This is a genomic window from Arthrobacter sp. M4, assembly GCF_020251205.1.
Taxonomy (GTDB): Bacteria; Actinomycetota; Actinomycetes; order Actinomycetales; family Micrococcaceae; genus Arthrobacter.
In genome coordinates, this window is the sequence record NZ_JAIWYX010000008.1 from 289,941 (window position 1) to 305,357 (window position 15,417).

General features: G+C 64.3%; 8 protein-coding genes, 1 tRNA gene and 1 other RNA gene. 3 read left to right on the top strand and 7 right to left on the bottom strand.

Annotated features, from left to right (window positions below; all coding sequences use genetic code 11):
* Positions 1 to 4: 4 nt before the first annotated feature.
* The 3 genes from LD110_RS16055 to LD110_RS16065 all read right to left on the bottom strand — a co-directional run bounded on the left by LD110_RS16055 (position 5) and on the right by LD110_RS16065 (position 3,470).
* Positions 5 to 2,941: a DNA polymerase III subunit gamma and tau gene (locus tag LD110_RS16055; RefSeq protein ID WP_225499829.1), complete on the bottom strand. Its 2,937-nt coding sequence runs from the start codon at positions 2,939 to 2,941 to the stop codon at positions 5 to 7.
* Positions 2,942 to 2,967: 26 nt separating this feature from the next.
* Positions 2,968 to 3,064, bottom strand: an RNA gene (gene ffs / locus LD110_RS16060) — signal recognition particle sRNA small type.
* 82 nt (positions 3,065 to 3,146) lie between these two features.
* Positions 3,147 to 3,470, bottom strand: coding sequence for a hypothetical protein (locus LD110_RS16065; protein ID WP_225499830.1), 324 nt, complete (start codon positions 3,468 to 3,470; stop codon positions 3,147 to 3,149).
* Between the two features lie 100 nt (positions 3,471 to 3,570).
* Here LD110_RS16065 and LD110_RS16070 point away from each other — a divergent pair.
* Positions 3,571 to 3,656 (top strand) — tRNA-Ser (locus LD110_RS16070).
* A gap of 173 nt (positions 3,657 to 3,829) precedes the next feature.
* Here the strand turns inward: LD110_RS16070 and LD110_RS16075 are convergent.
* On the bottom strand, positions 3,830 to 4,732 hold the full coding sequence (locus LD110_RS16075) for a LysR substrate-binding domain-containing protein (protein ID WP_225499865.1): 903 nt from the start codon (positions 4,730 to 4,732) through the stop codon (positions 3,830 to 3,832).
* Positions 4,733 to 4,858: 126 nt separating this feature from the next.
* On the opposite strand from LD110_RS16075, the gene LD110_RS16080 reads away from it, so the two are divergent.
* Positions 4,859 to 8,347 (top strand): proline dehydrogenase family protein, encoded by a 3,489-nt coding sequence (locus tag LD110_RS16080; protein WP_225499831.1) that lies wholly within the window; start codon positions 4,859 to 4,861, stop codon positions 8,345 to 8,347.
* Positions 8,348 to 8,371: 24 nt separating this feature from the next.
* Here LD110_RS16080 and LD110_RS16085 read toward each other — a convergent pair whose 3' ends face one another.
* The 3 genes from LD110_RS16085 to LD110_RS16095 form a co-directional block, all read right to left on the bottom strand.
* Positions 8,372 to 12,142: a LamG-like jellyroll fold domain-containing protein gene (locus tag LD110_RS16085; RefSeq protein ID WP_225499832.1), complete on the bottom strand. Its 3,771-nt coding sequence runs from the start codon at positions 12,140 to 12,142 to the stop codon at positions 8,372 to 8,374.
* Positions 12,143 to 12,308: 166 nt separating this feature from the next.
* Positions 12,309 to 13,265, bottom strand: a complete 957-nt coding sequence (locus tag LD110_RS16090) for an oxygenase MpaB family protein (protein ID WP_225499867.1) — start codon at positions 13,263 to 13,265, stop codon at positions 12,309 to 12,311.
* 219 nt (positions 13,266 to 13,484) lie between these two features.
* Entirely contained in the window at positions 13,485 to 14,930 is a 1,446-nt protein-coding gene (locus LD110_RS16095; RefSeq protein ID WP_225499833.1) for an MFS transporter, read from the bottom strand.
* 98 nt (positions 14,931 to 15,028) lie between these two features.
* Between LD110_RS16095 and LD110_RS16100 the strand changes: the two genes are divergently transcribed.
* Positions 15,029 to 15,406: a MarR family winged helix-turn-helix transcriptional regulator gene (locus LD110_RS16100; protein ID WP_225499834.1), complete on the top strand. Its 378-nt coding sequence runs from the start codon at positions 15,029 to 15,031 to the stop codon at positions 15,404 to 15,406.
* Positions 15,407 to 15,417 lie beyond the last annotated feature (11 nt).

Below are 15,417 nucleotides of genomic sequence, written 5' to 3' on the forward strand. Positions count from 1 at the left end.
CGGGTTAGCGTCGCGGCAGGGGCGAGCCGTCCAAGGAACGTTCCTCCAGGAGCTTCCCGCCCAGAATACGCTCCACTGCAGCACGTCCAAAGACCCGTGATTCTTCGATTGTTTCGTCATCCGCGCTAGGGATGTCCTCGACATAGCTCGCTGGCGCTGCCGGCCGGACAGCAGGCGCCTGCGTGCGTCCGGCCAAAGCTTCCGGACTGCTGGTGAGTCGCTGGTACAGGCTCTGTTTCGGCGCTGCGGACGGCTGGGCACGGTCCACCACGGCCGTGGCGGCAGGCCTCGTGGCTGAGTTGGGTGCGGCCACGGACCCTGCTGGCTGCGGCGCGGCGCCCCATCCGTCAGAGCTCGGCTCGGCTGGGGCCTGCTGCAGCGCTGGGGCCTGCTGCTGCGCCGGGGTCTCGTTTTGGGTTGCGGTCTCGTTTTGGCTTGTGGCCTCTTGCTGGGCTGGGGCCTCTTGCTGGGCTGGGCTTTCTTGCTGGGCTGCGCCGTGGACTGGTTCCGCTCCGCGACCGACGTTCGACTCAGTGCCCACCACCCAGGTGCCGGGTGCGTGCTCTACAGCGCGCGACCACGGATCTTCGATGGGTGCGTCCGGTTGCTGGGGACCTTGTGGCTGCTGCGCCTGCGGTGCCTGCGCGCCCTGAGCCTGCGGTGCCTGCGGGCCCTGAGAAGCCTGCGGTGCCTGCGGACGCCGGCCGGTGGACTGTGAGGGCTCCCAATCTGCTGGCGGCTCTTCCTCCAACGGCGGGGCGTCCTCATCGCGAGGTGGACCCCAATCGTCGTCGGCGTTGGCGTAGGAGGCCTCCGAAACGCTTCCGTTCGGAGCCTGGGCCCGCGACTGGACGGTTTCACGCCGTGGCGGTGTGGAGGCAGAAGCGGGGTTGGCGGCAGGGGTTGGCTGAGCATCGGCGGTGGGAGCGGGGCTCAGCCCCCACGCCTCGTCGACCGATGCTGCCGGAACCGCCCGGCTAGTAGGTGCTTTTGGGTTTGGTTCAGAGCTCGCTACGCCGCCAGCGACGGCTGTGATTTGGCAATCGATGCCGATGGTCTTGTGGATGGCTTGGCGAAGGTTTTCCGAGTGGTCGGCCCGGCCAAATGCCCCGGCCAGGCCCGCGGTGGTGAACGATAGCGTGAGCTGCTGGCCGTCGAATTGTGCCACCTGGGCGTTCGGCTCCACCAAGGCCCATGTGCTGCGCTTGATCTTGGCGAGGGTCTGGAGGATCTCGGGCCAGGCCCTGCGAAGGACCTCAACGTCACCCCCGGAAGGCGACGCTGCCGAGGGTTGCGGAGTGGGCCGTTGTGGCTGTTTCGGCGGGGTCGCCTGGGGCTGGGGTGCCTGCGCGGGCGGCAGCGGCTTTGGTGCGGCGGCGGGGCCCTGGGCTCGATCTTCCACAGGCCAGTCATTGGTTGATACGCGCGGTGCCGTGATCGGCTCGCGCTGGGCAGCCCCATGCTGGGCTTCCGCCATCGCGTGCGATCTGCCAGCGGCGGACTCAGCACCGGAAACCGCTGCTCCGGGTGCAGGCGTTACTGAGGCGCCAGCGGGAAGCGCCGCAGTTCCCTGCTCGGGGTGTGCTCCCGTAGTTTCGGGGGCGGTGGAGCGGGCGGTCGCGATTGCTGCCCTGGCTGCATCAGGGCCGGAAAGAGGCTCGGACCCCGCGGCAGTGGCCGGAGTCGGGTGAACCGGCACGCTCTCGGGGACAGGCTGCGGTTGTCCCGACGTCGGCGTTTGGCCGTCGGCAGGGGTGGCGCCGGCGGTTCCGCCGTAGTTTAGGCGCCGTTCGACGCGATCGATGCGGGCAGCGATCCCCCGCTCCGTCTCATCCGAACCCGGAAGGAGAATGCGCGCACAAAGGAGTTCGAGGTGCAGCCTTGGTGACGTTGCACCGGTCATCTCCGTGAGGGCTGTGTTTGTGACATCCGCAGCGCGGGAGAGTTCCGAAGCGCCGAGGCTCTTGGCCTGGGTTCGCATCCGGGCAATCTGGTCTGCCGGAACGCCGCGCAGGATGGCGTTTGCGCTCTCCGGCATGGCCTGGACGATGATGAGGTCGCGGAAACGCTCCAGCAGGTCCTCAACGAAGCGGCGTGGATCATGGCCCGTCTGAATGACCCGGTCCACAGCCCGGAACACCGTGGCGGAGTCCGCAGCAGCAACCGCTTCCACTACGTCGTCCAGCAGGGAAGCATGAGTGTAACCGAGCAATGCCACAGCCAACTCGTAGTCCAGGCCGTTGGGGCCTGCGCCAGCCATCAATTGGTCAAGCACAGACAGGGTGTCACGGACCGAACCACCGCCGGCCCTTATAACCAGCGACAATACGCCGGGTGCCACCGGAACGTTCTCAGAAGCACAGAGCTGTTCCAAGTAGTTGAGCAGGGGCTCGGGTGGAACCAGCCGGAACGGGTAGTGATGCGTCCGGGAGCGAATGGTGCCGATGACCTTGTCCGGCTCCGTCGTGGCGAAGATGAACTTGATGTGCTCCGGCGGCTCCTCGACGATCTTGAGGAGGGCGTTGAAACCGGCCGACGTGACCATGTGGGCCTCGTCAATGATGAAAATCTTGTAGCGGTCCCTCACAGGCGCAAAGGTTGCCCGTTCCCGAAGGTCGCGGGCGTCGTCCACACCACCGTGGCTGGCGGCGTCAATCTCGATGACGTCGAGGGACCCGGATCCACCGCGGGCCAGTTCTACACAGCTGGGGCAGGTCCCGCACGGCGTGTCAGTTGGGCCCTGGGCACAGTTTAGGCAACGGGCCAGAATTCGCGCGGATGTGGTTTTACCGCAGCCGCGCGGACCGGAGAAGAGGTAGGCGTGATTGACGCGGTTCTTGCGCAGGGCCATCATCAGGGGCTCGGTGACATGCTCCTGTCCGATAACGTCAGCGAACGTATCCGGACGATATCTGCGGTATAGGGCGGTCGTTTGAGTCACAGCAAAAACCTACCAATCGGGCCTGACAAAAAGACCCCTCATGCACCCGCCAGAGCCCATCTACCCTTGCTACCTTCCGGTCCTGGGGGAGTTCAACAGGATGGCGCCACATGAGGGGCCGTCGAATACTTTACCTGAACTTCCGGCCCAGCCCGAATCCGACCCCGCGCGGCGAACGCGTGGGCAACCACCCGGCGTCGGACCCTCACCGGTACCCATACACCGGCCAGCTCATAAAAGCCGGCTCCTCATAGGGGTGGGCCGCTCGCAGGGCCCGCACAACGCCGTCGAGATGGTGCGCCTCAACCACGCACTCAATCCGGACTTCCGGCACCTGCTCGCCGACGCCTATGCTGCCGATGAACGGCTCGGAGCCTTGCAAGGGCGTGAAGCGACCGGTCCCGGGCGTGGCGAACGAGCAATGTGAATAATTTCCAATGCGTCCGGCTCCGGCATCACCGATGGCACGCAGCAGTTCCTCCACGTGGCTTTCCGGAACGTAGACAACCAAAGCGTGAAGATCGTTCATGACCCCATCCTGCCAGTCCTATCAGTTGCACGTGCTGGCCCGATTGGGTGCTGACGAAAACTTCAGGTAAAGTAAAACCTGCTTTTGGTTCAAAAGTACTGGAGAATTCGCCTAGCGGCCTATGGCGCACGCCTGGAACGCGTGTTGGGTTAACAGCCCTCGGGGGTTCAAATCCCCCATTCTCCGCGATTGTGGCCCCGGTCCTCGGACCGGGGCCTTTTGCGTCTCCGAAGAACGTTCTGAGCGTCCGCTGAACTTCCCCAGGTTTCCCGCTGACGGACTTTCCCCATACGGCGTGTCGTGGAGAAACGCCGGGCGGGCGCTTGAAAGGTGGGGGATTTTCAACCAAAGGCCAAAAGTCACGGGGACCTTAAGGCAGCAACACGCTCCAAAACTTCACGGCAGGCCTGGATCGCCGGGTGGATGCGCCCAGCCGTCCGCGTGGACGTGAAGATGGTCCGGCGGGGGAGCCCCGGTAGTTCCAGGAGCTGGACCGAACGGGAGCGGCCGGTCCATACCAGGTCCGGCATGATCGCCACTGCATTTCCGGATTCTATGAGCCTGATTTGCGCCTGAAGGTCGGCAGTCTCGTACCGGACGTCAGGCTCGAAGCCAGCTTGGCGGCACGTTTGCTCGGCCCAATGCCTGGACGCTGCGCCGTGCGGCTCCATCACCCAGGGCAGCCCTGCGGTGTCGGCCAGGGAGTTGATGGCTTCACCGCCCAATTCCACCGGGGGCGTTGCCAGCCTCAGCGCGTCAGTGGTGAGCGTCGCCCGGTCCAGTCCGGCGTGATGCGGTGCTGCATGGCCGGGATATTGCTCGGCGACCACAAGGTCGAAGTCCCTGGCCCAGGTCTCATAAAGGGCGGTCTCCGGTTCGCGCTGGGTCATTTCAACCCGCACATCGGGGAACTCGCTCCGCATGGCGGTGAGGAAATCAGGCATTAGGGCCAAGGCCGCCGACTGGAAGACAGCAAGCCGCACCGTACCCGTCACGGCTGTAAGGGATGCTGCAAGCTCAGTTTCCGCCTGTTCCAACGTCTTGAGCAGCTCCGCCGTATGCTCCACTAGGATCTCCGCCTGCGGTGTGAGCTGGACACGCCGTCCGGACTTTCGCAGGAGCTTGACCCCGGCCTCCTTCTCCAACAGGGACAGCTGCTGGGATACGGACGACGGGCTGTACTTCATGGCGTCGGCAACATCCGCCAGCGTGCCTCGGATCTTGAGTTCATGCAGCAGGCGCAACCTTCGGACATCCAGCACAGAGTCACTCCAAACATTCACTTGATTCGATGATTAATCATCAAAAACAATCACTTTTCCTAACGTGATTGTAGTCCCATACTGGTGGAAACAGACCCCTTCAAAACAATAGGAAGAGCCAGTTCCATGACGACTCCCACGCGAGATGCCGCCGCCCTCCACAGCTCCGGCGAGGCAAATTTCCACCACCTGGCCGACGAGGCCGTCGCCTTGGTGCGGCGCTGGCTCGCTGAGGCAGCCGAGCACCCCGTGGACATCTCTGCGCAGCGCTTGGCCGGAGTCCTGAAGGACCCCAACGGGCTTGACTTCACCGTTGGCTTCGTAGACGGCGTCATCCGTCCCGAGGACCTGTCAGTGGCGGCCCGCAAGCTCGCGGAACTCGCCCCGAAGGTTCCCCAGTTCCTCCCGTGGTACATGCGCAGTGCTGTCCGACTAGGCGGCGCGACGGCTCCCCTGTTGCCGAATGTCGTGATTCCGATCGCCCGCAAAGTCCTCCGCGACATGGTGGGCCACCTCATCGTCGATGCCTCGGATGCAAAGCTCGGACCAGCAATCGCCAAGATCCGCCAAGATAACGTCCACCTCAACATCAACCTCCTGGGCGAGGCAGTCCTCGGGGAGAAGGAAGCCAACCGCAGGCTCGAGGGGACCCTTAAGCTCCTGGCGAGGGACGACGTCGACTATGTGTCCATCAAGGAATCCTCTACTGTGGCACCGCACCCGCTCTGGGCTTTCGACGAAGCCGTAGAGCACGTCGTGGAGAAGCTCACGCCGCTGTACCGACTGGCCGCCTCCTTCCCCAAACCCAAGTTCATCAACCTGGACATGGAGGAATACAAGGACCTCAGCCTGACCATGGCGGTCTTCACCCGAATCCTGGACCAGCCGGAGTTCAAGAATTTGGAAGCCGGGATCGTCCTTCAGGCCTACCTCCCCGATGCGCTTGCCGCCATGCAAAAGCTGCAAGCCTGGGCAGCGGAACGCCGTGCCAACGGTGGCGCCCCCATCAAGGTGCGCGTCGTCAAGGGCGCCAACCTGCCCATGGAGCAGGTTCAGTCCTCCATCCAGGGCTGGCCGCTGGCCACCTGGGGCACCAAGCAGGACTCTGACACCAACTACAAGCGCGTCCTTAACTACGCCCTCACGCCGGAACGGGTAAACAACGTCCGCATCGGTATCGCCGGCCACAATCTGTTCGACATCGCTTTCGCCTGGCTGCTGGCGAAGCAGCGCGGCATCGCCGACCACGGCAAGGGTGCCATTGAATTCGAGATGCTGCTCGGCATGGCAACCGGACAGGCCGCTGCGGTCCGCAAGGAGGTGGGAAGCCTGCTGCTCTACACGCCAGTGGTGCACCCGGGCGAGTTCGACGTCGCCATCGCCTACTTGATCCGCCGCCTCGAAGAAGGCGCCAGCCATGAGAACTTCATGTCCGCGGTGTTCGAACTAAGCGAAAACGAACAGCTCTTTGAACGCGAGAAGCAGCGCTTCCTCGGCTCCTTGGAGGCGCTGGATGACACAGTCCCGCTGCCGAACCGCACCCAGGACAGGAACGTCCAGCCGGCCCCGGCCCCAAGAGACCACTTCGCCAATACCCCGGACACCGACCCGGCGCTTCCAGCCAACCGTGCATGGGGCCGCGCCATCCTGGAACGCATACCGGGTTCCACACTGGGCGACGACATCGTCGCGGAAAGCACCGTCCGCAGTGGCCACGACCTGGAACGGATCATCGCCACCGCCGTCGAACACGGCAAGGCATGGGGCGCCATGCCAGCGGCGGAACGCGCCGCCGTCCTCCACCGCGCCGGTGACGTCCTGCAGTCCCGCCGCGCGGAATTGCTGGAAGTGATGGCTTCGGAAACCGGGAAGACCATAGAACAGGGCGACCCGGAGGTCAGCGAAGCGGTGGACTTCGCGCACTACTACGCGGAACGCGCCAAAGACTTGGAAAAGGTCGACGGCGCCACATTCGTCCCAGCCAACCTCACCGTGGTGACGCCGCCGTGGAACTTCCCGGTGGCGATTCCCGCCGGCTCGACGCTTGCGGCGCTCGCGGCCGGTTCCGCCGTCGTCATCAAGCCGGCTAAGCAGGCCCGCCGCTCCGGCTCCGTGATGGTCCAGGCGTTGTGGGACGCGGGTGTTCCACGCGAGGTCTTGGCGCTGGTCCAGTTCGAGGAGCGTGAGTTCGGCACGCAGCTGGTCTCCCACCCGAGCGTTGACCGCGTTATCCTCACGGGCGGCTACGAAACCGCCGAACTGTTCCGTTCCTTCCGCCCGGACCTTCCGCTCCTTGCCGAAACCTCGGGTAAGAACGCGATTATCGTTACGCCGAGTGCCGACCTTGATCTCGCTGCCAAGGACGTCGTCCAGTCGGCCTTCGGCCACGCCGGCCAGAAGTGCTCGGCCGCCTCGCTGGTGATCCTGGTGGGTTCGGTGGCCAAATCGCCGCGGTTCCACAACCAGCTGATCGACGCCACGCGTTCGCTGGCCGTTGGCTTCCCGGAGCAGGCCACCACGCAGATGGGCCCGATCATCGAGCCGGCCAAAGGCAAGCTCCTCAACGCCCTGACTACCCTGGGCGACGGCGAGCAGTGGGCTGTTGAGCCACGCAAGCTGGACGATTCGGGCAGGCTTTGGTCGCCGGGAGTCCGTTTTGGAGTCAAGCGTGGTTCCTACTTCCACCGCACCGAGTTCTTTGGCCCTGTGCTGGGGGTCATGACCGCGGAGACGTTGGAAGAAGCTATCGCCATCCAGAACGACATCGACTACGGACTCACGGCAGGTCTCCACGCGCTGGACTCGGAGGAGATCGGTACCTGGCTGGACACCATTCAGGCCGGCAACCTGTACGTGAACCGGGGCATTACCGGGGCGATCGTCCAGCGCCAGCCGTTTGGCGGATGGAAGAAGTCCGCTGTTGGGGCAGGCACCAAGGCCGGTGGCCCCAACTACCTGATCGGCCTGGGCAACTGGGTTCCGGCCCAGCCCGAACCCAGGCCAGGCGCTACTCTCACCGGCCCGGCCGCCCGTATTGTGGCCGCCGCCGAAATGACTGCTGACGTGACGGCATCCGAAGCTGAGGAGCTGAAGCGCGCACTGCTGAGCGATGCCGCCGCCTGGTCCGAGGAATTCGGAACGCGCAAGGACGTCTCCGGCCTGTCCGCGGAACGCAACATCTTCCGCTACCGTGCCGTGCCTGTGACGGTGCGCCTTTCCGAAGGCCGGCGCCTCGCGGAACTGCTGCGTGTGGTTGCGGCCGGTGCCGTGGCCGGATCACGGGTCACCGTTTCCTCGTCCGTCCCTGTCCCTGACGCTGTTGCAGCCGTCTTCGCCGAGCTTGCGGTTTCGTCCCGGATAGAGAACGACGGCGAGTGGCTGGCTAGGGTAGCAACGTTGGGCAACGCCCTGACCAACGGTCGTATCCGCCTGATTGGCGGTAACAGTTCTGACTTGAGCCGCGCCCTGGGTGGACGGCCTGATGTAGCGATCTACCACGGTGAGGTCACCGCCGCCGGCCGCATCGAAATGCTTCCGTTCCTGCATGAGCAGGCCGTCAGCATCACCGCCCACCGTTTCGGAACCCCAAACCACCTGACCGATGCGCTGATCTAAGCCACACGCCCTTGTGGCGGGCTGCTATTTCAGCGAGTAGCCCGCCACATCCGCGATGACTTGCACGGAGGCACCCCATCCTGGCTCAGTGTTGGCGATGGTAACGGTCCCGTCCGGGCCAATCGGTACGTAGGCCATGTTGGGGACGGTCAGTCCGGATACGTAATTAACGTTGGAGGCGTCGGGCGTCGGGAGGCCGGAAGCGTACGCGGTGAGGTACCCATAGGACGTGGGCTGCGTGACCGTCAGGTTCACCCAAACACCCGCTGCGTTGGCTGGAACTCCGCCAACGCCTGCAACATGGAAGGTGACGGATCCGCCTCCGGGCACCGGCGCGGACGTCCGCGTGTCCAGGAAGCGGGTGGGGGAGATGCTGCCGAAAGCCCCGGAGCCAGCCGGAGCCCCGGACAGGAAGTAGCCGGATACATCCGCAACCAGCTGCGTAGTGCCCGCCGAGGTATTAGTGATTGCAATCTTGCCATCCGGGCCAACGGGTACGACGGCGAGGTTCGGCACGGTCTGTCCCGGACCGTAGTTGACATTGGATGCGTTGGGCAACGCGGAACCGGAACCGTAGGCAGTGAGGTACCCCGCGGCCCTTGTTTCGGTGACAGTGAGGTTGACGACGACGGCGGAGACAGTTGCGGGAACGCCGCCCACACCGCCCACCTGGAGGGCGGCCGTTCCGCCGCCGGCGATAGGGCCGGTGGAGTTCCGCGTGTCCAGGAACCGCGAAGGTGCCATGGCCACAAAGGCTCCTGCCGCCGTCGGGTTTCCTCCCTTGAAATACGCCGAAATGTCCGCGATGATCTGCGCGGATCCGCTGGAGGTGTTGGCGACGGTGACCTTCCCGTCAGGTCCAAGCGGCACAACGGCGAGGTTAGGCACTGTCTGGCCCGGGCCGTAGTTCACGTTGGAGGCGTTGGGCGTTTCCGAACCTGAGGCGTAGGCGGTGAGGAAGCCCGCGGCCCGCGCTTCGGTGACGGTGAGGTTGACAACCACGGCGGATGCGTTGGCGGGAACTCCGTTCATGCCCGCGGCCTGGAAGGAGACCGTACCTCCGCCCGGAACAGCCCCCGTGGATTTCCGCGTATCCAGGAAACGGGAGGTGGCGATGGGGATTGATCCGCCCGGGACGCCTGAGCCCGCGGGAGCCAGGACAGTTACCTTATGTGTGGTTGTTGCGGTGGCCCCATCGTTGTCAGTGACTGTAAGGGAGACGTTGTAGGCCCCGGGCAGGGCGTAGCTGTGGCTTGCGGCTATTCCATTGCCTCCCGTCGAGTCACCAAAGTCCCAGGTGTATGCCGTGATGACGCCATCCGGATCGCTTGAACCCAGGCCGTTGACCGACACGGTGAGGTTGGACGTTGACGACGTGAAGGAAGCCGTCGGCGCAAGCGTGCCAAACGCCCCGAACTGGTAGTGCGCTGCGACGGTTTCCGGCGCCAGGACCGTTGGGTAGATGGCAACGTCGTCGATGGTCCCGGCGAAGTAATGGCTGGAAGGCTGGGACGGCCAGCCGCTCAGGGTATCTCCGCCGATCCGCCAATAGCCGAGGCTGCGGGCTTCCCCGTAGGTGGCATCAGCGCGCTGGGCGACCAACTGCCCGTCAACATAAAGCTTCATTCCGCCGGGACCCAGCTGGCCGGTTGCTTGGTGCCAGTTGCCGTCATTGAATGCGGCGCCGCTGTTGAGCGTGGCCAGCAGTGGGCCGTTGGTGCCAAAGAAGACCCTGCCGCTGTTGTCCATGTACAGATGACGGTCAAAGACGTCGGAGTTCCCCGAGCTGGAGCCGCCGAATCCCACGATCTTCCCGCCGAGTGTAGTAGTGGTCTTGAACCACGCTTCAACCGTGAAGATATTCGGACCCGCGATTGGCGTCTGCGTTGAGGCATACCCGGCCCACGTGCCGTCAAAACTGCTGGCAGTGTCCGCGTCGCCCTTCAGTGCGCCAGGAACCCCAGGAGCGACCCCCGGTGCCAGAACCACGTTGGAGAGGCCTGCGAGGTCGAGTCCCGGTCCGCCGAATCCGCCCAGCCGCCAATAACCGTCCGCTCCGTCGTGCAAGACGCGTTGCGCGTACGGTCCAACGGCTGCGGTGCCTGCAACAGTGACGGTCAGTGTTTCGGAGCTCGCAACATTGCCGAACGGGTCAGTTGCCTGGATGCGGTAGCTGTGCACGGAACCTGGAGGAAGCCCGGAATCCGTGTAGCTCATAATCGGGCGGTTCCAGAACGTGGAGGCCTCGGTTGCTGAATAGATTGGAGCAGCCGCGTTGTTGTCCCTGATCAACGAGTAGCTGAGGTTTTCGTTGTCACGGTCCCAGTTGGCTTTCCACGCGATCCGGACGGTGCCGGGAGCAAGGGACTGCACCGTGGGATTGAATCGTGACCCATTAGCCCGTGGCCCTTGCCCATTAGGCGCAATGGCCTTCACTGCAAAGCGCACAAGGCCTTGCTGGGACGTGCCGTTGACAGTGGGGAACTCGCCGCCCAGGACAACGTAATTTGCGTTGCCCGTGACTGTCCACGGACCCTGATTCTGGCCCGTGAACATACCGTCCTGAAGATCGGGGAACCACGTCAGCAGGCTGGGCGCCGGAGTTCCTGCCCAGTTGGCGTAGAAGGGTGTTGTGGGGTCTCTGTTCAGGACTCCCGTAGCGTTCCGACTGAAGGCGAGCGCGCGCTGGTAGGACGGTGGCGAGGCCTGCGGGAATCCGCCCACGTTCCCGCAATAGTGTGCGTGGCCCACTACATAGACGGCCGCGCCTGCCGCGTGGGTTCCGTAGCTGTCTCCGTGGCAGTCCTCCAGCCACTTCACCGAGCCGTTTGACCAATTGGCCGAGAAAGCCCCCTCAAGGTTGCCTCCGCCGCCGAAGACGTAGCCCGAGCCATACAGGTTTGTGCCGTCTGATGACAGGTTGGTGATCCCTGCGTCCGGTCCGCCGTTGCGGATTGCCGAGTTTGCCACGAACTCCCGGGTTGCCCCGGTGACGGCATCCACCATCCCCAAGCCGTAGCCGGGGTTGCTGGAACCGTTCAATGAGGTGAATGCGCCGCCAACCGCGACCTTTGTTCCGTCAGGCGAAACTTCGACGGCGTTGACTCGCCCTCCTTCGGCCGCTGGTGCCCAGCTTTCCACCAGCACGCCAGCAGCATCCACCGCCGCCAGCCGCAGCCTGGGCGTCGAACCGACAGCCGTGAAAAGGCCACCCAGATACACCGTTCCGCCCCTCACCGCGATGTCCCTGACCGAAGCATTCATCTTGGGCAGGAACGTGGGGATCAAAGCGCCGGTTGTGGCATCCAGGGCAGCGGTCCGCCAGACTTTGGTCCCGCTGACGTCCGTGAAATCCCCGCCTACGTACAGCACTGAACCGTCCGGCGAGGCCTTGATCGTGTAGGCCGCGGCATTCAGGACGGGTGCAAAACCAGGGATGAGGTTCCCGGTAGTGATGTTGTAGGCCAGGATGTTCCCACGGGCTGTGGTCCCAACCCCGGGAGCTGAGCCAGCCGGGCGGGCTGTGCTGAACGCACCCACCGCGTACACGGTGTTGCCAACAATGGCCTGCTGCCAGACCACCCCGTCAATCTGCACCGTGGGAAGGGCGTCAGCCGAGACGGTTGGCGGAATCCCTGGGGTGGTCGGAGCCGTATCGGCTGAAGAGAGGGGAGCGGCCAGCATCGCTGCGGAGACCGCCAAAGCCAGGCCGCACAGGAAGGCCACGGCGCGTCTGCCCGTGCCAGCCGCCATGCGTGCGCCAATCCTAGCTTTTGCAGCCTCAACGACTCCCATGACCACGTCCTTTGGGCTTAGGGAAGCAACCCTCCCTCCGAGTTAACCGCCGCGGAAAGGTGCACACATCCGTAGCGGGTACTCGAACTGGCGCCCAGTGCGTCGGTACCTCGGCTACTCGGTACTCACTTTTAGGCAGGCCGGACGTTGGGAAACCAGTAGTCCCCTAGATTGCTGAGCCCTGGGCTGCCGTGTCGCGCGCTGTTGGGCTTTGGGTTTCCACACCGAGCCTTTCAAGGCGCTTTCGGGCCGCCATTTCGCTGGCGCTCACGCCGCCAAGGGACAGCCGAATGATTCCCAGCACCACGCGCGCTGCGAGGATCGCGGGGAACGGGAACGGACCAACCTTGGCTTTGGATAGGCCCAACAGCTCCCGATACTTCGGTTCAAGGCTGGCGACGGCGGCAGCGAACAGGATCCGATACCCGGGCCGTAGGACCGGGTGCAACGGAGGCCGGTGCATAAAAGCAACGGTCTCAGCCAACCGCTCATCAGAACGAAGGTCTCCAGCGTCGTACCAGCGGTCCAATTCGGCCTTCACTTCCGCCTCGGTCAGCGGCGGGTTCTCGATTCCCATCATCCGCCCGGCCTGGGCCCATTCACGGACGTAGGCATCGGGGCCGCCCGGTATCGGCCGCCCCCAGATCCGTTGCGCGGCGAGGAAGGAATCTGCATAAGCCACATGGACCCAACGGAGCAATTCCGGGTCGTTCGCCGAGTAGCGGCGCGTGGCGCCATGAGCGTCAACGTAATAACCCTGGACTTTGTCATGGATGCGCTTGACGGTTCGCGTGGCTGCATCCGCAGCCTCCCGCGATCCATAGGTGACCGTGAATATCCAGCGGATGGTGCTGGCGAGCCTGCCCAGCGGGTCACGACGGAATCCGGAGTGGTCGTAAACACCTGCCAGGGCGCCTGGATGGAGGGACTGCATCAACAGCACGCGGATCCCGGCAACGATGGTGGACATGGATCCATGGACGGCCCACACAGCGGAGCCGGGCAGGTGATAGCCGGCGTCGGACCCGTCTGCGAGCTGCCGCACCCAGTCTGGCGGCACGTCCGGCTGGCCCGTGAAGGCGCGCCGAAGCTCAGCCTTCAGGACCTTGGCCACATTCTCCATGCTCAATTCGACATCGGGCAGCCGACAAATGTACAGATCCCGCGCCGATAACGAGTACTCCCGGAACGGAATCGAGTAGGGCAAGTGGTCCGCTGGCGTGGAAATACGGCAACCGCCGCCGGTCCCCTGAGGGTCCGACGGCGGTCCGGCCGTTGAGCTGCGCGGTGCCTTTGGCGCGCGGTGCCTGTGGCGACCGGTGCCCTTAGGGGACCGGTCCCTTTAGGCGGCCAGGGCGACCGCCCGGCGTCGGGCAGGTGCCGCCGCCACCAGCAAGGCGGCGATCGCGACGCCGGCACTCAGCATGAGTCCCGGACGGAACTGGTCCAGCATGGCGGCGGCAGATGGAACTTCGCTGCCGTGGTGGCCGCTGACGATGGCGGTGGTGACTGCCAGGACCAGAGCGGCCCCAACCTGGGTGCTGGTCTGGATGAGGCCCGCCGCCAGGCCCTGCTCAGAGTCCTTGATCCCGGCGGTCGCCTGGACGTTGATCGACGGGAAGGCCAGGGCAAAGCCGATGCCCAGCAGGATGATGGAAGGCAGGATGTCCAGGGCGTAGTTGGGCGTGGTGCCAACACGAAGGAACAGCACGTACCCAAGCCCCAGCGAGACCAGGCCCGTAAGGATGAGCCGGGTTGCGCCGAACACGTTGATGAGGCGGTCAGCGAACGGTGCACTGGTGGCGACAATCAAACCGGCAGGCAGCAGGGCCAAGGCCATACCCAGGGGGCTCCACCCAAGCACGGACTGCAGGAACAACGTGACGATGAACTGGAAGCTCAAGTAGGAGCCGAAGAGGCCGATTGCACTGAGGTTGGCCCGTGCAACCCAACCCTCACGGAGGATGCCGAAGCGGATAAGCGGATGCTTGACCTTGTTCTCGATGACTGCGAAAGCCCCCAGCACGGCGGCAGAGACTACGAATCCGGCGATTGTTGCCACAGATCCCCAGCCCTGCTCGGGTGCGGAAACCAGCGTGTAGACGAGCCCCAGCATGCCGAGCGCCAGCGTGACGGCGCCCCAGAGGTCGTGGCCACCGTCCTTGGCATCCGGCGTGTCACGGGGAATAAAGAAGTAGCCAAGGACTACCACCAGCACGGCCACCGGCACGGACGCCAGGAAGGTCCAACGCCAGCTCAGGCTGGTCATCAGGCCGCCCACCACAAGGCCCAGCGAGAATCCGCTGGCGCCAAACGTGGTGAAGATGGAAAGGGCCTTGTTGCGCTCGCGGCCCTCGGCGAAGTTGGTGGTAATGATCGAGAACCCGGTGGGCGCGGTGAACGCTGCAGCCAGGCCCTTGACGAAGCGGGTGGCGATGAGGACGGTTGGGTCGTTCACCAGTCCACCCAGCAGCGAAGCGGCCGCGAAGACGGACAGGGCGACAAGGAAGATTCGACGGCGGCCCAGCAGGTCGGCGAGCCGGCCTCCCAGGAGCAGGAGGCTGCCGTAGCCAAGGACGTAGGCGGACACGATCCACTGCAGCGAATCGGTGCCAAGGTTGAGTTCGTGTCCGATGGACGGCAGGGCGACGCCCACCATGGAGACATCCAGGCCGTCCAGGGCCAGGACGGTGCAGACAACCATCAGCAGGAGCCATTGGGTGCGGGTCCAGCGAATGGCCGAGGCGATCGGTTCGGCTGTTCGTTCGAGGGTGGTGGGTGATGTCATGGCAACCAAGCTATATGACGCGTCATTCAATGACAAGGAATATGACGTGGAATTTTATGACGTGGACTTTAAATCGCTGGTCGCCTAGAATGGGGGGCATGGCAACGACGAAGGACCGCCAGCTGGTTGAGCAATGGCGCAGCATCCAGGACGCGTACTTCCGCACGTCATGCGCACTGGATCGGGTGCTGGACGCCAAGTTCAATATCGGACTCAACGAGTTCGAGATCCTGGATCTTGTGGCCGAGAACGAGCAGCCGCATTGCCGCATGAAGGAACTGGGCGAACGCACTCCCATGTCCCAAAGCGCCGTCTCCAAAGTGGTTGACAGGCTTGAGAAGGCGGGGCTCTTGACCCGCCTGTCCTGCGCCGATGATCGCCGGTCACTCTTCCTGGAACTCACCGAAGCGGGCCGAACGCTGTACGCTGCCGCCGCCGTGGAACACCGCAATCTTCTCAAAGAGAACCTGGGCTGAGCCCGATTCAC

Coding starts and splice junctions, on each gene's coding strand:
- LD110_RS16095 (WP_225499833.1), bottom strand. CDS start 14,930: ATGACATCACCCACCACCCTCGAACGAACAGCCGAACCGATCGCCTCG.
- LD110_RS16065 (WP_225499830.1), bottom strand. CDS start 3,470: ATGAACGATCTTCACGCTTTGGTTGTCTACGTTCCGGAAAGCCACGTG.
- LD110_RS16090 (WP_225499867.1), bottom strand. CDS start 13,265: ATGGAGAATGTGGCCAAGGTCCTGAAGGCTGAGCTTCGGCGCGCCTTC.
- LD110_RS16080 (WP_225499831.1), top strand. CDS start 4,859: ATGACGACTCCCACGCGAGATGCCGCCGCCCTCCACAGCTCCGGCGAG.
- LD110_RS16100 (WP_225499834.1), top strand. CDS start 15,029: ATGGCAACGACGAAGGACCGCCAGCTGGTTGAGCAATGGCGCAGCATC.
- LD110_RS16085 (WP_225499832.1), bottom strand. CDS start 12,142: ATGGGAGTCGTTGAGGCTGCAAAAGCTAGGATTGGCGCACGCATGGCG.